The 20120-nt window shown below is 50.9% G+C and carries 20 protein-coding genes; 7 read left to right on the forward strand and 13 right to left on the reverse strand.

The genetic code is table 11. The features are described from left to right. Positions 1-2 precede the first annotated feature (2 nt). The 6 genes from ispU to rpsB form a co-directional block, all read right to left on the reverse strand. The gene (gene ispU, locus D9597_RS03115) at positions 3-761 is read right to left on the reverse strand and encodes a (2E,6E)-farnesyl-diphosphate-specific ditrans,polycis-undecaprenyl-diphosphate synthase (protein ID WP_112014149.1); all 759 of its coding nucleotides are present in this window, start codon (positions 759-761) and stop codon (positions 3-5) included. A gap of 188 nt (positions 762-949) precedes the next feature. After that, positions 950-2146, reverse strand: coding sequence for a 1-deoxy-D-xylulose-5-phosphate reductoisomerase (ispC, locus tag D9597_RS03120; protein ID WP_130217328.1), 1197 nt, complete (start codon positions 2144-2146; stop codon positions 950-952). Between the two features lie 91 nt (positions 2147-2237). After that, positions 2238-2795: a ribosome recycling factor gene (gene frr, locus D9597_RS03125; protein ID WP_000622419.1), complete on the reverse strand. Its 558-nt coding sequence runs from the start codon at positions 2793-2795 to the stop codon at positions 2238-2240. A gap of 290 nt (positions 2796-3085) precedes the next feature. Next, complete coding sequence (pyrH, locus tag D9597_RS03130; RefSeq protein ID WP_000224573.1) at positions 3086-3811, reverse strand: UMP kinase; 726 nt, start codon at positions 3809-3811, stop codon at positions 3086-3088. Positions 3812-3957: 146 nt separating this feature from the next. Then, positions 3958-4809 carry a translation elongation factor Ts gene (gene tsf, locus D9597_RS03135; protein WP_000818112.1) on the reverse strand — a complete coding sequence of 284 codons (852 nt, stop codon included), beginning with the start codon at positions 4807-4809 and terminating at the stop codon, positions 3958-3960. A 258-nt stretch (positions 4810-5067) separates the two neighbouring features. Continuing rightward, on the reverse strand, positions 5068-5793 hold the full coding sequence (rpsB, locus tag D9597_RS03140; protein WP_000246884.1) for a 30S ribosomal protein S2: 726 nt from the start codon (positions 5791-5793) through the stop codon (positions 5068-5070). A gap of 367 nt (positions 5794-6160) precedes the next feature. On the opposite strand from rpsB, the gene map reads away from it, so the two are divergent. The 4 genes from map to D9597_RS03160 all read left to right on the forward strand — a co-directional run bounded on the left by map (position 6161) and on the right by D9597_RS03160 (position 11356). Continuing rightward, entirely contained in the window at positions 6161-6955 is a 795-nt protein-coding gene (gene map / locus D9597_RS03145) for a type I methionyl aminopeptidase (protein WP_001018190.1), read from the forward strand. Between the two features lie 179 nt (positions 6956-7134). Further along, positions 7135-9807, forward strand: a complete 2673-nt coding sequence (glnD, locus tag D9597_RS03150; RefSeq protein ID WP_130221600.1) for a bifunctional uridylyltransferase/uridylyl-removing protein GlnD — start codon at positions 7135-7137, stop codon at positions 9805-9807. A gap of 30 nt (positions 9808-9837) precedes the next feature. Beyond that, positions 9838-10662, forward strand: a complete 825-nt coding sequence (gene dapD / locus D9597_RS03155) for a 2,3,4,5-tetrahydropyridine-2,6-dicarboxylate N-succinyltransferase (RefSeq protein WP_001186656.1) — start codon at positions 9838-9840, stop codon at positions 10660-10662. A gap of 307 nt (positions 10663-10969) precedes the next feature. Continuing rightward, the gene (locus D9597_RS03160) at positions 10970-11356 is read left to right on the forward strand and encodes a DUF3461 family protein (RefSeq protein ID WP_000272188.1); all 387 of its coding nucleotides are present in this window, start codon (positions 10970-10972) and stop codon (positions 11354-11356) included. Positions 11357-11444: 88 nt separating this feature from the next. Here D9597_RS03160 and cdaR read toward each other — a convergent pair whose 3' ends face one another. The 3 genes from cdaR to dgt form a co-directional block, all read right to left on the reverse strand. After that, positions 11445-12602 (reverse strand): DNA-binding transcriptional regulator CdaR, encoded by a 1158-nt coding sequence (gene cdaR, locus D9597_RS03165; RefSeq protein ID WP_130217332.1) that lies wholly within the window; start codon positions 12600-12602, stop codon positions 11445-11447. 154 nt (positions 12603-12756) lie between these two features. Next, complete coding sequence (gene degP / locus D9597_RS03170) at positions 12757-14184, reverse strand: serine endoprotease DegP (RefSeq protein ID WP_130205012.1); 1428 nt, start codon at positions 14182-14184, stop codon at positions 12757-12759. 129 nt (positions 14185-14313) lie between these two features. After that, complete coding sequence (gene dgt, locus D9597_RS03175; RefSeq protein WP_130221601.1) at positions 14314-15831, reverse strand: dGTPase; 1518 nt, start codon at positions 15829-15831, stop codon at positions 14314-14316. Between the two features lie 83 nt (positions 15832-15914). Between dgt and mtnN the strand changes: the two genes are divergently transcribed. The 3 genes from mtnN to D9597_RS03190 are packed head-to-tail and all read left to right on the forward strand — an operon-like array spanning position 15915 to position 18067. Next, positions 15915-16613 carry a 5'-methylthioadenosine/S-adenosylhomocysteine nucleosidase gene (gene mtnN / locus D9597_RS03180; RefSeq protein WP_064525028.1) on the forward strand — a complete coding sequence of 233 codons (699 nt, stop codon included), beginning with the start codon at positions 15915-15917 and terminating at the stop codon, positions 16611-16613. Beyond that, the gene (btuF, locus tag D9597_RS03185; protein ID WP_130205008.1) at positions 16606-17406 is read left to right on the forward strand and encodes a vitamin B12 ABC transporter substrate-binding protein BtuF; all 801 of its coding nucleotides are present in this window, start codon (positions 16606-16608) and stop codon (positions 17404-17406) included. The genes mtnN and btuF overlap by 8 nt, the downstream gene beginning before the upstream one ends. 37 nt (positions 17407-17443) lie before the next feature. Next, entirely contained in the window at positions 17444-18067 is a 624-nt protein-coding gene (locus D9597_RS03190) for a TRIC cation channel family protein (RefSeq protein ID WP_064525034.1), read from the forward strand. Between the two features lie 46 nt (positions 18068-18113). On the opposite strand, the gene erpA is transcribed toward D9597_RS03190, so the two are convergent. The 4 genes from erpA to D9597_RS23255 are packed head-to-tail and all read right to left on the reverse strand — an operon-like array spanning position 18114 to position 20020. After that, a complete protein-coding gene (gene erpA / locus D9597_RS03195; RefSeq protein WP_001295564.1) occupies positions 18114-18458 on the reverse strand; it encodes an iron-sulfur cluster insertion protein ErpA in 345 nt (114 codons plus the stop codon). After that, a complete protein-coding gene (gene yadW / locus D9597_RS03200; RefSeq protein ID WP_120795373.1) occupies positions 18451-18516 on the reverse strand; it encodes a small protein YadW in 66 nt (21 codons plus the stop codon). The genes erpA and yadW overlap by 8 nt, the downstream gene beginning before the upstream one ends. Before the next feature lie 23 nt (positions 18517-18539). Beyond that, the gene (clcA, locus tag D9597_RS03205) at positions 18540-19961 is read right to left on the reverse strand and encodes a H(+)/Cl(-) exchange transporter ClcA (RefSeq protein ID WP_130217336.1); all 1422 of its coding nucleotides are present in this window, start codon (positions 19959-19961) and stop codon (positions 18540-18542) included. Beyond that, a complete protein-coding gene (locus D9597_RS23255) occupies positions 19958-20020 on the reverse strand; it encodes a hypothetical protein (protein WP_214430084.1) in 63 nt (20 codons plus the stop codon). Before D9597_RS23255 ends, clcA begins: the two co-directional genes overlap by 4 nt. Between the last annotated feature and the right edge of the window lie 100 nt (positions 20021-20120).

The following is a 20120-nucleotide window of genomic DNA, read 5'->3' on the forward strand; positions in this document are numbered from 1 at the left end:
CATCAGGCTGTTTCATCACCGGGCTCGGTGCCGCCGAAACGACGCTCACGATTAGCAAAGGCATTTAACGCCCCTTCAAAGTCTTGTTCATCGAAATCGGGCCAAAGAACATCTGTAAAGTAAAGTTCGGCATAGGCAATTTGCCAAAGCAAAAAGTTACTAATGCGATGCTCCCCCCCAGTCCTAATTACTAAATCTACAGGGGCCAGTTCATGCATACAGACATGCTGGTTAAGCATCTCTTCATCTATCTGATCCGGTTGCAGGTTTCCTTGCTGCACCTTTTCAGCCAGTTGCCTGACTCCCTGGGCAATATCCCAACGTCCACCGTAGTTCGCCGCAATATTTAGCGTCAGACCGGTATTCCCGGCAGTTAACGCTTCAGATTTACGAATACGTTCTTGCAAACGCGAGTTAAAGCGACTGGTATCGCCAATAATACGCAGACGCACGTTATGTCGGTGCAGGCTTTTTACTTCGCTATCAAGCGCCCACACAAACAGTTCCATTAACGCACTGACTTCCTGCGCTGGTCGGTTCCAGTTTTCACTACTAAAGGCATACAGCGTTAACGCCTCAATACCGTTGTTGGCCGCAAAAGAGACAGCCCGGCGGACGGATTTTGCCCCGGCTTTATGCCCAAAGGCACGAATCTTCCCTTGCTTTTTTGCCCAGCGACCATTGCCGTCCATAATGATCGCAACATGGCGACAGCCATGTGCTGGCAATTTTTCGCTAAGTGGTTGAGTAGCAGACAACATCACGCGTTTTTTATTCCCTGATAGGGTTTACGGTACTCAGGAATACTGAAGCCTATACAAAAAAAAGCCGTGTAAAACCACGGCATATCTGACCTTACAAAGCCAACTACTGACGATCAGATGGCGCAGACTATATCACTGAAGCCCTACGCTAACAAATAGCACGACTCTCTGTAGCCGGATTATCCTCAGCTTGCGAGACGCATCACCTCTTTTCTGGCGACCTCACGCGCATCGGCATCAACAGACAACACATCGTCCACACATTGTGGTTCGCGCATATCCATTTTTTCCAGCACGGATAAATTCAACGCGGCGATATCCGTAAAGCGGATTTGTTGCGCAAGAAAGGCTGCAACAGTGATTTCGTTTGCGGCATTCAACGCGGTCGTCGCTGCCTGGCCCTGTTCGAACGCCTTCATCGCCAGTTTCAGGCATGGATAACGCTCATAATCCGGTGCGGCAAATGTCAACGCACTTAATTTGCAAAAATCGAGCGGCTTCACGCCAGAGTTCACGCGATTCGGCCATGCCATGGTGTGGGCAATTGGCGTACGCATGTCGGGTTCGCCCAATTGCGCCAGAACGCTGCCGTCCTGATAACGCACCATCGAGTGAATCACTGACTGCGGGTGAATCAGCACTTCCATCTGGCTGGCGCTGGCGTTAAACAACCAGCGAGCTTCAATGTATTCCAGACCTTTGTTCATCATGGTAGCCGAATCGACAGAAATTTTACGTCCCATCGACCAGTTCGGATGACGGCAAGCTTGATCGGGCGTCATTGTTGCCAAATCGCGCAATGGCGTCTCACGGAAAGGGCCACCAGACCCGGTAAGTAAAATGGACACCACGCCATTTTGCTCAAGGTCAGCGTATCCCAGATTATGCTGAATAGGTTGCGGTAAACTCTGAAAAATGGCGTTGTGTTCGCTATCGACCGGTAATAACTGTGCTTTACTCTGCTTTACTGCGTCCATAAACAGACGTCCGCAGGTGACCAGTGATTCTTTGTTTGCCAGCAAGATGGTTTTACCGGCGCGGATCGCTGCAAGGGTAGGTAACAGGCCAGCAGCGCCCACAATCGCCGCCATCACCTGATCAACATCTTCAAGCGCCGCCATATCGCAGGCAGCTTGTTGCCCGCTTAAGACTTCGGTGCGGCTACCCTGTTGCTGTAGCATAGTTTTAAGAAGTTTCGCACTCGCTTCATCGTCCATAACAGCATAGCGGGGAGAGAACTCCAGGCACTGTTCTACCATGCGAGTGACATTTTTGCCTGCCACCAGCGCAACTACGCGGAAGTGTTCGGGATTATGGCGCACCACGTCCAGCGTGCTGCAACCAATCGAGCCGGTCGAGCCCAGAATGGTGAGTTGCTTCATGAAACATCCAGAGTTGAGACAGAATAAAAAGCAAAACGCCGCCAGCCGATCCGCAAGGATCTACTGAGCGGCGTTTTTGTCGTTCAAGAAATCAGAACTGCATCAGTTCTGCTTCTTTGTCTGCCAGCGCCGCTTCAATTTTCTTGATTGCAGCATCAGTCAGTTTCTGTACATCGTCCTGAGAACGGCGATCGTCGTCTTCGCTGATCTCTTTTTCTTTCAACAGTGCTTTCACTTTGTCGTTCGCATCACGACGCACGTTACGTACTGCAACACGCGCCTGTTCAGCTTCACCACGAACGATTTTGGTCAGATCTTTACGACGCTCTTCCGTCAGCGGCGGTAGTGGAACACGAATGTCGCTACCCGCAGAGTTCGGGTTCAGGCCGAGATCGGACGCCATAATCGCTTTTTCAACGGCCGGAGACATTGAACGGTCAAACACGTTGATTTTCAGAGTACGGGAATCTTCTACCGTTACGCTTGCCAGCTGACGCAGCGGCGTTGGCGTGCCGTAATATTCCACGACAATGCCATCCAGCAGGCTGGGAGAAGCACGACCCGTGCGTATTTTGCTGATTTGGGTTTTGAACGCTTCAACGCATTTGTCCATGCGTACTTCAGCATCTTTTCTGATATCGCTAATCACGTTACGAATCCTTGAAAACTTGTCTCAGTCAGACCAGACAGTCACACACAGTGGAAGTGTGCTAAGTATAGCCCTGATTAAACATATTACGGGTAATTGTCTGGATTATTAGGCTATTTTATTTGCCATTTTGGCCCGGGCAGTGCTCGCCATCCTCACGTACTTATGTACGCTCCGGTTGCTGCGCGCTGGCCGTGACCAGACTGCCTGCAACAATAACGCCTTATAACCAGACTTACGCCCCCGCGATACTTATGCGGAATCTTACCCTTATTTATCCATCACGGGAATTATTCCGTGATTAATGTTCCTTCTTTTTCACCCATTACCACACGGCGCAGTGCACCCGGTTTGTTCATGTTGAAAACACGAATCGGTAATTTGTGGTCACGAGCCAGCGTAAAGGCCGCCAGGTCCATGACTTTCAGCTCTTTTTCCAGCACTTCGCTGTAAGTCAGCTGCTCATACATAGTTGCAGTTGGATCTTTCGCTGGATCAGCGGTAAACACACCATCAACTTTGGTCGCTTTCAGCACCACATCGGCTTCAATTTCGATACCACGCAGGCAAGCTGCGGAGTCAGTGGTGAAGAATGGATTACCCGTACCGGCGGAGAGGATCACCACACGGTTGTTACGCAACAGGCTGATTGCTTCTGCCCAGCTGTAACTGTCGCACACGCCATTCAACGGAATAGCGGACATCAGACGAGCGTTCACATAGGCGCGGTGCAGTGCATCACGCATTGCCAGACCGTTCATTACGGTAGCCAGCATCCCCATGTGGTCGCCCACAACGCGGTTCATACCCGCTTTCGCCAGACCAGCGCCACGGAACAGGTTACCCCCACCAATCACCACACCAACCTGAATACCCAGTTCAACCAGCTCTTTGATTTCCTGAGCCATGCGATCCAGTATGCTTGCATCAATACCGAAGCCTTCCGTGCCCTGCAGAGCTTCGCCACTCAACTTAAGCAGAATGCGTTTATAGACGGGTTTTGCATTGGTAGCCATGTTTCTTTCCTGAGACTGTCAACGATTGAAATGAATTAATACTAGCGACATTGTACGTCGCTTTTCAGCGCAGCCCCATAAGGGTTAGCTGAATTTACAAGATGGGCGCAAAAAGAAGCCGCCCTCAGGCGGCTCCTTTTCGATAATTAAGACTGCTTGGACATCGCAGCAACTTCTGCTGCAAAGTCAGTCTCAACTTTCTCGATGCCTTCACCTACTTCGAAGCGGATGAAGCCAGTCACTTCAGCGTTATGCTCTTTCAGCAGCTGACCAACAGTTTTTGCCGGTTCCATAACGAACGGCTGACCGGTCAGAGAAACTTCGCCGGTGAATTTCTTCATGCGGCCTTCAACCATTTTCTCTGCGATTTCTTTCGGCTTACCAGACTGCATCGCGATGTCCAGCTGTACCTGGTATTCTTTCTCTACCACTTCAGCGGATACATCTTCTGGTTTGATGAATTCTGGTTTGCTTGCAGCAACGTGCATAGCGATGTGTTTAACCAGCTCTTCGTCAGCGCCTTTAGCAGCAACCAGAACGCCGATACGCGCACCGTGCTGATAAGAACCCAGAACGTCGCCTTCCAGCGCAGCAACGCGGCGAATGTTGATGTTTTCACCGATTTTCGCTACCAGCGCAACACGTTCTTCTTCGAACTGTGCTTTCAGAACTTCAACGTCAGTGATTTTGCCAGCTACAGCTGCGTCCAGAACTTTGTCTGCGAACGCCTGGAAACCAGCGTCTTTCGCTACGAAGTCAGTCTGGCAGTTAACTTCCAGAATGATGCCGTAGTTGCCGTCGATTTTGGTTTTGATCACGCCGTCAGCAGCAACGTTGCCTGCTTTTTTCGCTGCTTTAATAGCACCGGACTTACGCATGTTTTCGATTGCCAGCTCGATGTCGCCGTTAGCTTCAGTCAGTGCTTTTTTGCAATCCATCATGCCTGCGCCAGTACGCTCACGCAGCTCTTTTACCAGGGATGCGGTAATTTCAGCCATTCTAAAATCCTCGGAGATGTGATCTGCCCGGCGTTAAACCGCACAGATATAAAAGTGAAAAAGGGGGCCATATGCAGGCCCCCTAACCAAACGTGTACTACCTGGTCTATAAGGGCTCTCCCCCCTTCATATTTCGCGCCGCAGATGCGTTGTCTTCGCTCGCTCATCCCGGTCACTTACTGATGTAAGCTCCCGGGAATTCTCGAGCTTGCCGCCTTTCTGCAACTCGAACTATTTTGGGGGAGTTATCAAGCCTTATTACTCAGCTTCTACGAAGCTTTCTTCCGCCTGGGAAGCCAGATCCTGAGAACGGCCTTCACGTACGGTTGCAGCAACAGCGCCCAGGTACAGGGTCACAGCACGGATTGCGTCGTCGTTACCCGGGATAACGAAGTCAACACCGTCCGGATCAGAGTTGGTATCAACGATAGCAAATACCGGAATACCCAGGTTGTTTGCTTCTTTGATAGCAATGTGTTCGTGGTCAGCATCGATTACAAACAGAGCGTCCGGCAGACCGCCCATGTCTTTGATACCGCCCAGGCTGTTTTCCAGTTTCTCCAGCTCACGAGTGCGCATCAGCGCTTCTTTCTTGGTCAGCTTTTCGAAAGTACCGTCCTGAGACTGAGTTTCCAGGTCTTTCAGACGTTTGATGGACTGACGAACGGTTTTCCAGTTAGTCAGCATACCGCCCAGCCAGCGATGGTTCACGAAGAACTGGTCGCAGCTCAGAGCAGCGTCTTTCACCGCTTCGCTTGCAGCGCGTTTAGTACCAACGAAAAGGATTTTACCTTTGCGAGAAGCAATCTTGTTCAGTTCAGCCAGAGCTTCGTTGAACATCGGTACAGTTTTCTCAAGGTTGATGATGTGAACTTTGTTACGCGCACCGAAGATGAACGGCTTCATTTTCGGGTTCCAGTAACGGGTCTGGTGACCGAAGTGAACACCAGCCTTGAGCATGTCGCGCATGGAAACAGTTGCCATGATTAAAACCTCTATATAAAAGTTGGGGTTATGCCTCCACGTATCCCATATTACCGACCCCAAAGGGCACCCCGGAATATGTGCCGATACGTGTGTGTTGTTACACAAAGTGAGATTGTCGCTTCCGTCCAGTCTGTGTATACGAAATGGATCGGAAGTCCGGCGCGCTTTATACCACAAATACGTCGCGGACACCAATAATTGTTGGCGCTGTGTACAGCACCAGACGATGAATTTTCTATTATAGAAAACGTTCAGTGGCACGTTTGGCGAAATTCAGAATGATTCTCAATTTGCCCGGGTGTGATACCATTGACAGCACTTACATATATATTGTCGGTATCACCGACGCTGATGGACAGAATTAATGGCTATCTCAATCAAGACCCCTGAAGATATCGAAAAAATGCGCGTCGCTGGCCGCCTGGCTGCCGAAGTGCTGGAGATGATCGAACCGTATGTTAAACCGGGCGTCAGCACCGGCGAGCTGGATCGCATCTGTAATGATTACATTGTTAATGAACAACACGCGGTTTCTGCCTGCCTCGGCTATCATGGTTATCCGAAATCTGTTTGCATCTCTATTAATGAAGTGGTGTGCCACGGTATTCCGGACGATGCCAAGCTGCTGAAAGATGGCGACATCGTTAACATCGATGTCACCGTTATTAAGGATGGTTTCCACGGCGACACCTCGAAAATGTTTATCGTCGGTAAGCCGACCATCATGGGCGAACGCCTGTGCCGCATCACACAAGAGAGCCTGTATCTGGCGCTGCGTATGGTGAAACCAGGCATCAATCTGCGCGAAATCGGTGCAGCGATTCAGAAATTTGTCGAAGCAGAAGGCTTCTCTGTCGTTCGTGAATATTGCGGACACGGTATTGGTCGCGGCTTCCATGAAGAACCGCAAGTACTGCACTATGACTCCCCTGAAACCAACGTCGTGCTGAAACCAGGGATGACATTCACTATCGAGCCAATGGTCAACGCGGGTAAAAAAGAGATCCGCACCATGAAAGATGGCTGGACGGTAAAAACCAAAGATCGCAGCTTGTCTGCACAATACGAGCATACTATTGTGGTGACTGATAACGGCTGCGAAATTCTGACGTTACGCAAGGATGACACCATCCCGGCGATAATCTCGCACGACGAATAAGAGGAAGACAAACGCAAAAATGCCTGATGCGTCCTACCTTCTCCATTTGCAAGGAGTTGTAGGCTGGATAAGGCGTTCACGCCGCATCCGGCATGAACAAAGCGCACTTTGTCAACAATCTGAAGCCGGCGAATGCCGGCTTTTTTAATGTGATAATGTAATCTTATGGGTGGCGCACGATGAATACCCTTCCAGAACAGTACGCAAACACCGCTCTCCCCACCCTGCCCGGTCAACCGCAAAATCCATGCGTCTGGCCCCGTGATGAATTAACCGTCTGTGGGATAAAAGCCCATATCGATACTTTCCAGCGTTGGCTGGGCGATGCCTTTGATAGTGGGATTTCCGCTGAACAATTGATTGAAGCCCGCACTGAATTTATCGACCAGCTCCTGCAACGGTTATGGATTGATTCAGGATTCAGCCAGATCGCCGATCTGGCGCTGGTTGCCGTCGGTGGTTATGGTCGTGGCGAGCTGCATCCGCTTTCAGACGTCGATTTACTGATCTTAAGCCGTAAAAAACTTCCGGACGATCAGGCGCAAAAAGTGGGCGAGCTGTTAACGCTGCTCTGGGATGTGAAGCTGGAAGTCGGTCATAGCGTGCGCACGCTTGAAGAGTGCATGCTGGAAGGATTATCAGATTTAACCGTCGCCACCAACCTGATCGAATCCCGCTTGTTAATTGGCGATGTAGCGCTATTTCTCGAACTGCAAAAGCATATTTTCAGCGAAGGATTCTGGCCGTCCGATAAGTTTTACGCGGCGAAAGTTGAAGAACAAAACCAGCGCCACCAGCGTTATCACGGCACCAGCTACAATCTTGAACCAGACATCAAAAGCAGCCCCGGCGGCTTGCGCGATATCCACACTCTGCAATGGGTGGCCCGCCGCCATTTTGGCGCAACATCACTCGATGAAATGGTCGGATTTGGCTTCTTAACGTCTGCGGAACGTGCAGAGCTAAATGAGTGTTTGCATATTCTCTGGCGAATTCGCTTCGCCCTGCATTTGGTGGTCAACCGTTACGATAATCGCCTGTTATTTGATCGCCAGCTTAGCGTTGCCCAGCGTCTGAATTACGGTGGTGAAGGTAACGAGCCAGTCGAACAGATGATGAAGGATTATTTTCGCGTTACGCGCCGCGTTAGCGAACTTAACCATATGCTATTGCAACTGTTCGACGAGGCTATCCTCGCCCTCCCTGCCGACGAAAAACCGCGACCAATAGACGATGAATTTCAGCTACGCGGCACGCTTATCGATCTGCGCGATGAAACGCTGTTTATGCGCCAACCAGAAGCGATATTACGCATGTTCTATACGATGGTGCGCAACAGTGCGATCACCGGCATTTACTCCACCACGCTGCGCCAGTTACGTCATGCCCGTCGCCATCTGCAACAACCGCTGTGCAATATTCCGCAAGCGCGAAAGCTATTTTTGAGCATTCTGCGTCACCCTGGTTCGGTGCGTCGAGGACTGTTACCGATGCATCGCCATAGCGTGCTCGGCGCGTACATGCCGCAATGGTCGCATATCGTCGGGCAAATGCAGTTTGACCTGTTCCACGCCTACACGGTGGATGAACATACTATCCGCGTGATGCTGAAACTGGAGAGTTTTGCCAGTGAAGAAACACGCCAGCGCCATCCGTTGTGTGTGGACGTCTGGCCGCGCCTGCCGTCAACTGAGCTGATTTTCATCGCCGCGCTGTTTCACGATATCGCCAAAGGGCGTGGCGGCGACCACTCGATACTCGGCGCACAAGACGTAGTGCATTTTGCCGAGATCCACGGGCTGAACTCGCGCGAAACGCAACTGGTAGCCTGGCTGGTTCGCCAGCACTTGCTGATGTCGGTCACCGCCCAACGCCGCGATATTCAGGATCCGGAAGTCATCAAGCAGTTTGCCGAAGAAGTGCAAACGGAAACCCGGCTGCGCTATCTGGTATGCCTGACAGTGGCCGATATTTGCGCCACCAACGAAACACTATGGAATAGCTGGAAGCAAAGCCTGTTGCGCGAACTCTATTTCGCCACCGAAAAACAGCTACGACGCGGGATGCAAAACACGCCGGATATGCGCGAACGGGTTCGCCATCATCAGCTTCAGGCGCTGGCGCTGCTGCGCATGGACAATATCGACGAAGAGGCGCTGCACCAGATTTGGTCGCGCTGTCGCGCTAACTATTTTGTCCGCCATAGCCCAAATCAACTGGCCTGGCATGCGCGCCATTTATTGCAGCATGATTTAAGCAAGCCGCTGGTATTGCTTAGTCCGCAAGCCACACGCGGCGGAACGGAGATATTTATCTGGAGCCCGGACCGCCCCTATCTGTTTGCCGCCGTCTGTGCCGAATTAGACCGCCGCAATTTAAGCGTTCACGACGCACAAATTTTCACCACTCGCGACGGTATGGCGATGGATACCTTCATCGTGCTGGAACCAGATGGCAGCCCGCTGTCCGCAGATCGCCATGAAGTCATTCGTTTTGGACTTGAGCAGGTGCTGACGCAAAGTAGCTGGCAGCCACCACAGCCGCGTCGTCAACCGGCCAAACTACGTCACTTTACTGTTGAAACCGAAGTGACGTTTTTGCCTACCCATACCGACCGAAAATCATTCCTTGAGCTTATCGCTCTCGACCAACCTGGTCTGCTGGCCCGAGTTGGGAAAATTTTTGCCGATCTGGGAATTTCGCTTCATGGCGCTCGAATTACAACCATTGGCGAGCGAGTAGAAGATTTATTCATAATCGCCACCGCTGATCGGCGCGCACTTAATAACGAGTTGCAGCAGGAAGTGCATCAGCGGTTGACAGAGGCCCTCAATCCAAACGATAAAGGGTGATGTGTTTACTGATATGAAAAGAGTTTAACAATGCAGCAGTTACAGAACATTATTGAAACCGCTTTTGAACGCCGTGCCGAGATCACGCCAGCCAATGCAGACACCGTTACCCGCGAAGCGGTAAATCAGGTGATCGCCCTGCTGGATTCCGGCGCACTGCGTGTAGCGGAAAAAATTGACGGTCAGTGGGTGACGCATCAGTGGTTGAAAAAAGCGGTGCTGCTCTCTTTCCGTATTAATGATAATCAGGTGATCGAAGGGGCAGAAAGCCGCTACTTCGATAAAGTGCCGATGAAATTCGCTAACTACGATGAAGCGCGTTTCCAGAAAGAAGGCTTCCGCGTAGTGCCACCAGCGGCAGTGCGTCAGGGCGCATTTATCGCCCGTAATACCGTGCTGATGCCATCTTACGTCAACATCGGCGCATACGTTGATGAAGGTACGATGGTTGATACCTGGGCCACTGTCGGTTCCTGTGCGCAGATTGGTAAAAACGTCCACCTGTCTGGCGGTGTAGGCATCGGCGGTGTACTGGAGCCGTTGCAGGCTAACCCGACCATTATTGAAGATAACTGCTTCATCGGCGCACGCTCTGAAGTGGTTGAAGGGGTGATTGTCGAAGAAGGTTCCGTCATCTCTATGGGCGTATACATCGGTCAAAGCACCCGTATTTACGACCGTGAAACCGGCGAAATCCACTACGGTCGCGTTCCGGCGGGTTCTGTGGTGGTATCCGGCAACCTGCCGTCGAAAGATGGCAAATACAGCCTCTACTGTGCGGTTATCGTTAAGAAAGTTGACGCGAAAACTCGCGGTAAAGTTGGTATTAACGAACTGCTGCGTACCATCGACTAAAAGTATGCACACGGGCAGCACGACGCTGCCCGTTTGCTTTCTGGCTCAGATTAATTCGTCCTACTCATTCTTCCCCTTTTTTAAATACTTTTTCATCTTGTTTCGGACTGTCGTGTAATTCGCAAAACGAAGATAAATGTGCTAATCCATCCCCTGGAATATCGCCAGAATAAAGCAGGTAATTTTTTGATTTTTACGCCATGATAGAAGTCTGGAAAAAAGGCTTTCTGCGATCACAGTCGAGCCGGGCGGGCCAGGCCAAATGCTAAGATAAGCACAATTTACTGACTCATTTTGAGGTAACGCTATGTACGACAATCTGAAAAGTCTGGGTATTACCAATCCTGAAGAAATTGATCGTTACAGCCTCCGGCAGGAAGCCAACAACGATATTCTGAAAATCTATTTTCAGAAAGACAAAGGCGAGTTTTTCGCTAAAAGCGTGAAGTTTAAATATCCGCGTCAGCGCAAAACGGTCGTCGCCGATGGTGTGGGTCAGGGTTATAAAGAAGTGCAGGAGATCAGCCCGAATCTGCGTTATATCATTGATGAACTTGATCAAATCTGCCAGCGTGATCGTAGCGAAGTTGATCTTAAGCGTAAGATCCTCGACGACTTACGTCATCTGGAGTCAGTCGTAACCAATAAGATCAGCGAGATTGAAGCCGATCTGGAAAAACTGACGCGTAAATAATCCCGAACTGACGGTTAGCTCGGGCAATCCCCTCTTCCCTTCGGGGTGAGGGGAACAAGCCAGCGCCGCCTCGACCTTAACGCATAACCTACCGCTCTTCATCCAGTTGCAACGCAACATACAGCAGCAACCTGTCATCAAAATTGCCCAAATCAAGCCCGGTCAGTTCAGATATACGATTAAGCCGATACTCCAGGGTATTACGATGAATAAACAGCGCCTTTGACGTTGCCAGCGGCTGCACATTATGGCGAAACCACGCCGCCAGCGTCCGTCGCAGTAAACCGTTATTGTCCATCGCTTTCAGCCGTGCCAGGGGGCGCGCCAGTTCGTTGGCTTGCCAGTCGCCACGCAAACTGTCGAGTAATACTGGCAGCATCAGATCCTGATAAAAATAGCAGCGACTTTCTGGCATCCGCTGTTTACCCACGACCATCGTTGTTTTCGCCGTACGATAAGAACGCGCAATACTGCCAGCGCCGGTAAAATAATTGCCCAGTGACACGCGAAAACGCAGCTGACCGTACTCCTTCATACGAGTAATAAGTTGCTCTACTCGCTTACGATGGTCTTCCGCATCCCAGCGCCCAAACGTATTCAACGCCGGTTTCAGCACTACCATTTCGGTTAGCGAGACTATCGCCACCAGATTGTTGCGTTCCGGCGTGGTGAGTGCATTTTGCAGTTGCTGTAGTTCCGCCATCGCGCTGTCCACGCCAAGCTGGCCGCTATCGACCTCGACAATGGCTACCACGCGGGGTTGATTGAGATCGATACCCAGTCGTTGCGCCCATTCGGTTAACGCTGGCGTATTTTCTTCAGCCTGAATCAGATGCATGACTAACTCTTCACGCAGTCGGCTATCCTGCGCCAGCAGGTGCATCAACCGCGACTGTTCCAGCATCATCTCCGCCGTCATACAGACCAGTTCACCATATTTGCGCAAATGCTCCGGTTCACCGGTCAGGCCGATAACGCCGACAATCTCGCCTTCCAGCCTTAACGGCAGGTTAATCCCCTGACGTACTCCGTGCAGATGGCGCGCTACCGCATCATCGATATCGACCACCCGCCCTTGCGACAGTACCAGTAATGCACCTTCGTGCAATTCACCAATACGCTCACGATCGCCGCTGCCGATAATTCGCCCGCGAGCATCCATTACGTTGATATTGGTATCGATGATGCGCATGGTACGCGCCACGATATCCTGCGCCATTTTGGTATCAAGATGCCAGCCAGCCATAAGCCCTCCGTTGTGCACGGTTTAGCATAAGGAAGTACGCAACGCACGGCATTGTGCAAATGCACAAAGGACGACGGAGAAATATGGAGTTGTGGAGGGGGTCACAAATTGAAAAGAGAACCCCTTCCCGTTTACAGGAAGGGGTTGAGGGAGATTACTGCATTAACAGGTAGATGGTGCTATCGCCGCGCTGAATGTTCAGCGCCAGCACTGACGGCTTGCTGTCGAGAACTTTACGCAGTTCAGCGATGTTTTTCACTGTCTGCTGGTTCGCGCCAATAATCACATCACCTTTTTTCAGGCCAATCTGCGCAGCCGGAGTACCGGTTTTCACGTTGTTCACGACCACGCCCTGATCTTTGCCTTTGTTGCTCATTTCAGCGCCTTCAATACCATTGAAGATAGAGCTGGAATCAACTTGATTCTGGCTGCTCTGCTGCAGTTCCAGATTCACGTTGACCTGCTTACCATCGCGCAGCAAGCCCAGGGTCAGTTTGCTGCCCACCGGCATAGTACCCACCTGAGCACGCAGTGCGGCAAAGCTGCTGATCGGCTTACCGTTCAGTGAGGTGATCACATCACCCGCTTTAATACCCGCTTTTGCAGCGGAGGAATTCGGCAGAACCTGACTTACGAAAGCGCCACGCTGGGCGTCAACTTTCATCGCTTTCGCCAGTTCAGAGTTCAGCTCAGTACCCATAATGCCCAACTCACCGCGTTTCACCTGGCCGTATTCCACCATCTGTGAGGTCAGGTTTTTCACCATGTTGCTCGGGATAGCAAAACCGATACCGATGTTACCGCCGTCTGGTGCAAGGATCGCGGTGTTAATACCGATCAGTTCACCGTTCAGGTTAACCAGCGCACCACCGGAGTTACCACGGTTGATTGCTGCGTCTGTCTGGATGAAGTTTTCGTAGTTTTCGGCGTTCAGACCGCTACGCCCCAGCGCAGAGACGATACCGGAAGTTACCGTCTCGCCCAGACCAAACGGGTTACCGATAGCGACGGTGTAATCACCCACGCGCAGCGCATCGGAATCCGCCATCTTAATCGCGGTCAGGTTTTTCGGGTTCTGGATCTGGATCAGCGCGATATCAGAGCGCGGATCTTTGCCGACCATCTTCGCGTCGAACTTACGGCCATCGCTCAGTTGAACTTTAATGACCGTCGCGTTATCGACAACGTGGTTGTTAGTCACGACATAGCCTTTATCGGCATCAATGATGACGCCAGAACCCAGCGCCATGAATTTTTGTTGCTGGCCACCGCCGTTACCACCTTGTCCACCGCCCTGACAGAACGGGGAGCTCTGGAACGGAGAACCTTCCTGGCAGAACGGGGAATCATCACCGAAGAACTGCTGGAAATTACGCGGCATACGCGGCGTATTAACGGTTGTGCTACCTTCTACGTTAATGCTGACCACTGAAGGCATCACCTTTTCGAGCATCGGTGCAAGGCTTGGCATCTGCTGGGCTGTCGTTGCTGAAGAAGTCTCAGCCGCCGTTGCAGAGAGCGGAGATAACGCCAAACCTAAACTCAGAGCCAGTGCACTCAGTGCTAATGTGGTTTTTTTCATGTATTTCAGTCTCGATTAACAGATAACGCAAAATTGCTGTGTTCTTCAGATTCGTTTTATAGCGCGAAGTTCCGAACTAAAGTTTCTGCAAAAAGTAAAAATTTATTGTCCGTCTTTACAAAAGCCTGGTTATTGTTCTACGGCCATCAGACGTCGGTATTCATCCCACGCATAAAGGTCTGTCATACCGCTGATATAATCCTGTAACAGCCGGCAGCGGTAATAATATTCCCATAGCGGGAGCTCAGGTGAATCTGACGATAATTTACTGACAGCCTCAACATAGGCCAACCGATGGCGCGTTGAGAGCTTATGGAATAAACGCGTTTCAATGGGGAAACGTTTCACACGTTCTTTTTCAACAAGTTCGGTAAAGTCTGATAACGACATGTTTAACAACGGTCGATATATCTCTAATAAACCGCTAATCACCCGGTAGCCCTGCAATTCAAGCTGCTCGACATCTGGATGGCTAAACACATGTTTTACAGCGACATTTTTATATAACTTCAGCAACTGGCTACATTCGCTGGCATCTTCTAACAGTGCATGATTAAAGGTTCCGGCAAAAATTTCAGGTAAGTTATCAATAAATCGTTGTGCCGCATACGGCACCAGTTTATTTAAGGTATTTACGCGTAAATACATAAAAAACTGATCTTCCGTGCTACGACTTAAGCTATTTGAGCGCGATTTTTCCCAGGCATTTTCTACCACCTGCGCAAACAGCGAGCCGTTCTCATGCTGGCCCCACGCTTCATGCAGATGATGATAAAGCTGTTCAACGGTAAATATTCTTTTTTCTACCGCATCTTCAAGATCAGCCACACAATAAGATATATCGTCGGCAGCTTCCATAATCCACGTTAATGGGAAGCGACTGTAAAGCGCTAAATTAAGTTCTTTACGCAAACGCGCAATATAGAATTCTTCAGAAAGGTAATAGCCCGGCTTTTTCATTAAATAATCGTGAGTCTCGGGCGTTTCGCCACGCCACCACGCCGGACGGGTATATTTTAAAATACCGCCTACCTGGGCCCAGGTAAGATTCATCCGCATCAATGTATGCACCAGACGAATACCCTGTGCGTTACCTTCAAAATGACATAAGTCCTGACGAATTTTTCGCCGCAGCTCGTTGAGCGGCTCCTCCCCTTCCCTCAATCGCAACGCTGCCACGCTACAGCGATCGTCGGTTAATGGCTGACTTTCGGCATCCGCCGGGTACAAGCGCTGACGGAACCAGTCATTAATGGCTGCCTCGCCGAAATGACCAAACGGCGGATTTCCTATGTCATGCATCAGGCACGACATTTCGACAATGCTTTCAAACGGCCCGGTCAACTCGTCCAGACCGTAAGCCTCCAGCAATTTAAGCTCTTTCAGGCGGCTTAAAATTTCTTTAGCGATATAACGCCCCACCTGCTGAACTTCCATAGAATGGGTAAGACGCGTGCGCACGGCAGCATTGCGCTCAAGTGGGAAGACCTGGGTCTTTTGTTGCAGACGGCGAATCGCCGGGGAGTTGATAATACGCCCGCGATCGCTCTCGAAGATCCGCAGGATCTCATGTTCAGTTTTAACGCCCTGCGGTGAACGATAACGACGATGCCAGTTTATTTTATTTCGGAAATCAATCTGTGCCATGTCCTCTCCCGCGTGAGAAATACGCTTCCCCTCAAGCGCATGATAAACTATGCCTTCAAATCGAGCTTATCGCGAGTAAATCTATGAAAATCGGCATCATTGGTGCAATGGAAGAAGAAGTTACGCTGCTGCGTGACAAAATCGAAAACCGTCAAACTATCAGCCTGGGCGGTTGCGAAATCTATACCGGCCAACTGAACGGAACCGAGGTTGCGCTTCTGAAATCAGGCATTGGTAAAGTCGCAGCAGCGCTGGGTGCAACTCTGCTGCTGGAACACTGCAAGCCTGATGTGATTATTAACACCGGTTCCGCGGGTGGCCTGGCGCCAACGCTGAAAGTGGGCGATATCGTTGTCTCGGACGAAGCACGTTATCACGACGCGGATGTCACGGCGTTTGGCTATGAATACGGTCAACTGCCTGGCTGCCCTGCAGGCTTCAAAGCTGACGATAAACTGATCGCTGCTGCCGAGTCCTGCATTGCCGAACTGAATCTTAACGCTGTACGTGGCCTGATTGTTAGCGGCGACGCTTTCATCAACGGCTCTGTTGGTCTGGCGAAAATCCGCCACAATTTCCCGCAGGCCATTGCTGTCGAAATGGAAGCGACGGCTATCGCTCACGTTTGCCACAATTTTAACGTCCCGTTTGTGGTGGTGCGCGCCATCTCTGACGTCGCCGATCAACAGTCTCACCTTAGCTTCGACGAGTTCCTGGCCGTTGCTGCCAAACAGTCCAGCCTGATGGTTGAGTCACTGGTGCAGAAACTGGCTCATGGCTAAGTCACTATTCAGGGCGCTGGTCGCCCTGTCTTTTCTTGCGCCACTGTGGCTCAACGCCGCGCCGCGTGTCATCACACTTTCCCCCGCTAACACCGAACTCGCATTTGCCGCCGGGATCACGCCGGTAGCGGTCAGCAGTTATTCCGACTATCCGCCAGAAGCACAGAAAATAGAGCAGGTTTCCACCTGGCAAGGGATGAATCTGGAACGTATTGTGGCGCTAAAACCCGATCTGGTCGTAGCCTGGCGCGGGGGTAACGCCGAGCGACAAGTTGACCAGCTTGCTTCGCTGGGAATAAAAGTGATGTGGGTCGATGCGACAAGCATTGAACAAATTGCCGATGCGTTACGTCAACTGGCCCCGTGGAGTCCGCAACCTGACAAGGCCGAGAAAGCCGCGCAAACCTTGCTGGAACAGTATGCGCAACTCAAAGCTAAATTCGCCGACAAACCTAAAAAACGTGTTTTCTTACAATTCGGCATTAATCCGCCCTTCACCAGCGGAAAAGAGTCGATTCAGAACCAGGTACTGGAAGTTTGCGGTGGAGAAAACATCTTTAAAAACAGCCATGTTCCCTGGCCACAGGTGAGCCGCGAACAGGTATTAGCACGCGCGCCACAGGCAATTGTCATCACTGGCGGATCGGACCAAACTCCTAAAATCGAGCAATACTGGGGTGAACAGCTCAAAATTCCCATTATTCCTCTCACAAGTGACTGGTTTGAACGTGCAAGCCCACGTATTATCCTCGCTGCACAACAACTCTGTAATGCGCTTTCACAAGTGGATTAGCGCCTGACCTTTTCAGGTGCTCAGTGGGGATTGAACAATGCTCGTCTATTGGCTGGATATAGTCGGCACAGCGGTATTTGCCATCTCCGGCGTTTTACTTGCCGGAAAATTGCGTATGGACCCTTTTGGCGTCCTGGTATTAGGCGTGGTTACCGCAGTAGGTGGTGGAACCATTCGTGACATGGCGCTGGATCACGGTCCGGTATTTTGGGTGAAAGACCCTACCGATCTGGTCGTTGCAATGGTAACCAGCATGCTGACGATCGTCCTGGTACGCCAGCCAAGACGCTTGCCGAAATGGATGCTGCCGGTGCTGGATGCTGTTGGGTTGGCAGTATTTGTTGGCATTGGCGTCAACAAAGCCTTTAATGCGGATGCGGGTCCATTGATTGCGGTATGTATGGGTGTTATTACGGGCGTTGGCGGCGGGATCATTCGCGATGTGCTGGCGCGCGAAATCCCCATGATTTTACGTACAGAAATCTACGCAACAGCCTGTATTATCGGCGGTATTGTCCACGCTACGGCTTATTATACGTTTTCCGTCCCGTTAGAAACGGCCAGTATGATGGGGATGGTGGTAACGCTATTGATTCGACTGGCAGCTATCCGTTGGCATCTTAAACTGCCGACATTTGCGCTGGATGAGAATGGGCGTTAAAGAGAGTAGATGTGCCGGATAGTTTATCCGGCACATTAACAGCAGATTAGATGCTGAAGGAAGAACCGCAACCACAGGTGCTTTTCGCGTTCGGGTTGGTCACGATGAAACGCGAACCTTCCAGTCCTTCAGTATAATCAACGGAACCACCAACCAGATATTGCAGGCTCATCGGGTCAACCACCAGGCCAACGCCCTGTTTTTCAATGGTCATATCGCCTTCGTTCACCTGATCATCAAAGGTGAAACCATACTGGAAGCCGCTGCAACCGCCACCGGTGATATACACGCGTAATTTCAGATTCGGGTTATCTTCGTCAGCGATCAGGCTTTTAACTTTGTTGGCTGCTGCGTCGGTAAACTCCAGCGGCAGTGCTACGTCATCACTCATATTTTGCTCCAAACGACATCGGCAATTGGGCAAATTCTAACCCAATAATAATCGCCATTATCTAATACCCTGGTATTTCGTTCAAGTATTCTCGCTGGCGACAGCGGCCTTGCTTCGCGCCAGTTGCTCCGCTTCCTGTTTTGCCAGCGTGCGCGCAAGAATCGCCGAGTATAGCGGTTTTCCGCCGGTAAATTGTGCTAATAGTGTTGCGCCAAGACCGGTAATAATCATTGGCAAAATGAGCTGATAGTTATCTGTCATCTCTAATACCAGAATGATCCCCGTTAACGGCGCACGAATGGACGCCGCCAGTAACGCGCCCATTCCGGCAATAGCAAAGGTGCCTGCTTCAAGGTGATATTGCGGAAACAGCTCAACGGCAACCATCCCGAACGCGGTTCCCAGCACGGTACCCAGCGCCAGCATCGGAGCGAAAATACCGCCCGGCGCGCCGGAAGAGAAACAGAGTAAGGTGGTAATGACCCGCGCGACAAAGATAAACACCAGCATTCCCATGCTGAAGTTCCCCGCCGTGGCGATAGGAATCAGGTTAAAACCACCGCCTGAGGTTTCAGGAGCGACAAAACCCAGCAGCCCACACAAACCACCAATCGCACCGCCCATCAGTACCCATTTGGTTATATTGCCGCCGTGTACGCGGTGTAGTAAATCCTGCATCCCCAGCACCCATTTATTAAAAATAGGGCCGAAAATGCCAAAAATAATACCGAGGATCAGATAAAGCCACAGCGTATTAAGCGGGGCGTCAGAAAGTTTACCGACATCAATAAGTGCAACTTCGTGGTTAAATACCCGGTACATAATGGTCGACATAATGACGCCAATAAATACCGCTTTAATCGAAATTAGCGTATAGCGAAACTGCGGACGCATCTCTTCAATAATAAAAAGAATCCCCGCCAGCGGCGCGTTAAAAGCCGCCGCCAGACCTGCCGCCGCACCGGTTGCCAGTAACGTATGGCGAGCTTCGTCACCTTTCATGCGGAAAATATCAAGCACCATCCGGCCAATATTACCGCCAATCTGCACGGTTGGCCCTTCGCGCCCCAGTACCATACCGCCGCCCAGCGTCCCCAGGCCACCAAAGAATTTCACTGGTAATACACGCCACCAGCGAACGGGACGTTGATCTTCCAGCGCCCCTTCAATTTCCGGGATACCCGAACCACCCGCTTCCGGCGCGTATTTGCGCACTAAGAAATAACCGAACATCGCCAGCACTGCCGAACAGAGAAAAGCAACGGTTAACAGAAGTGGATAATTATCGGCAGTATGTACCAGCGCGCCCATTCGTTGGTTCTGCAACCAGGCGACACCTTTGTCAAAAGCAACCGCTGCCAGCCCGACAAGGGTACCGACGACCGCCGCCATAAACAAAATAGCTAATGGCGTTTTATCACGCTCAAGAAGCTGGCGAATGAGTTGTCTGCGTCGCAGACGCGCAGCCTGCGGTATTTCATAAGAGGGAGTATCAGTTTTCATCCAATGATCACATATTGGTCATACAAATAAGATGACGGCATTTTACTCGTACATTCAATGAAAATCCTTTGCAAAGCGTAATGTTTCAAATGCACAAAACTTTTATACTCTACGAAGTCAAAGTTGCAGCAGTAAAAGCAACTTGTTGACGAGTATTTA

Source organism: Escherichia sp. E13S3 (assembly GCF_004212325.1).
In the GTDB taxonomy this organism is placed as follows: Bacteria; Pseudomonadota; Gammaproteobacteria; order Enterobacterales; family Enterobacteriaceae; genus Escherichia.

Bases quoted from the DNA above. Each gene is read 5' to 3' on its own strand.
- tsf (WP_000818112.1), bottom strand. From the start codon at position 4,809: ATGGCTGAAATTACCGCATCCCTGGTAAAAGAGCTGCGTGAGCGTACT.
- clcA (WP_130217336.1), bottom strand. From the start codon at position 19,961: ATGAAAACTGATACTCCCTCTTATGAAATACCGCAGGCTGCGCGTCTG.
- D9597_RS03160 (WP_000272188.1), top strand. From the start codon at position 10,970: ATGTACGACAATCTGAAAAGTCTGGGTATTACCAATCCTGAAGAAATT.
- glnD (WP_130221600.1), top strand. From the start codon at position 7,135: ATGAATACCCTTCCAGAACAGTACGCAAACACCGCTCTCCCCACCCTG.
- rpsB (WP_000246884.1), bottom strand. From the start codon at position 5,793: ATGGCAACTGTTTCCATGCGCGACATGCTCAAGGCTGGTGTTCACTTC.
- D9597_RS03190 (WP_064525034.1), top strand. From the start codon at position 17,444: ATGCTCGTCTATTGGCTGGATATAGTCGGCACAGCGGTATTTGCCATC.
- cdaR (WP_130217332.1), bottom strand. From the start codon at position 12,602: ATGGCTGGCTGGCATCTTGATACCAAAATGGCGCAGGATATCGTGGCG.
- mtnN (WP_064525028.1), top strand. From the start codon at position 15,915: ATGAAAATCGGCATCATTGGTGCAATGGAAGAAGAAGTTACGCTGCTG.
- btuF (WP_130205008.1), top strand. From the start codon at position 16,606: ATGGCTAAGTCACTATTCAGGGCGCTGGTCGCCCTGTCTTTTCTTGCG.
- degP (WP_130205012.1), bottom strand. From the start codon at position 14,184: ATGAAAAAAACCACATTAGCACTGAGTGCACTGGCTCTGAGTTTAGGT.
- erpA (WP_001295564.1), bottom strand. From the start codon at position 18,458: ATGAGTGATGACGTAGCACTGCCGCTGGAGTTTACCGACGCAGCAGCC.
- dgt (WP_130221601.1), bottom strand. From the start codon at position 15,831: ATGGCACAGATTGATTTCCGAAATAAAATAAACTGGCATCGTCGTTAT.
- map (WP_001018190.1), top strand. From the start codon at position 6,161: ATGGCTATCTCAATCAAGACCCCTGAAGATATCGAAAAAATGCGCGTC.
- dapD (WP_001186656.1), top strand. From the start codon at position 9,838: ATGCAGCAGTTACAGAACATTATTGAAACCGCTTTTGAACGCCGTGCC.
- ispC (WP_130217328.1), bottom strand. From the start codon at position 2,146: ATGAAGCAACTCACCATTCTGGGCTCGACCGGCTCGATTGGTTGCAGC.
- ispU (WP_112014149.1), bottom strand. From the start codon at position 761: ATGTTGTCTGCTACTCAACCACTTAGCGAAAAATTGCCAGCACATGGC.
- pyrH (WP_000224573.1), bottom strand. From the start codon at position 3,811: ATGGCTACCAATGCAAAACCCGTCTATAAACGCATTCTGCTTAAGTTG.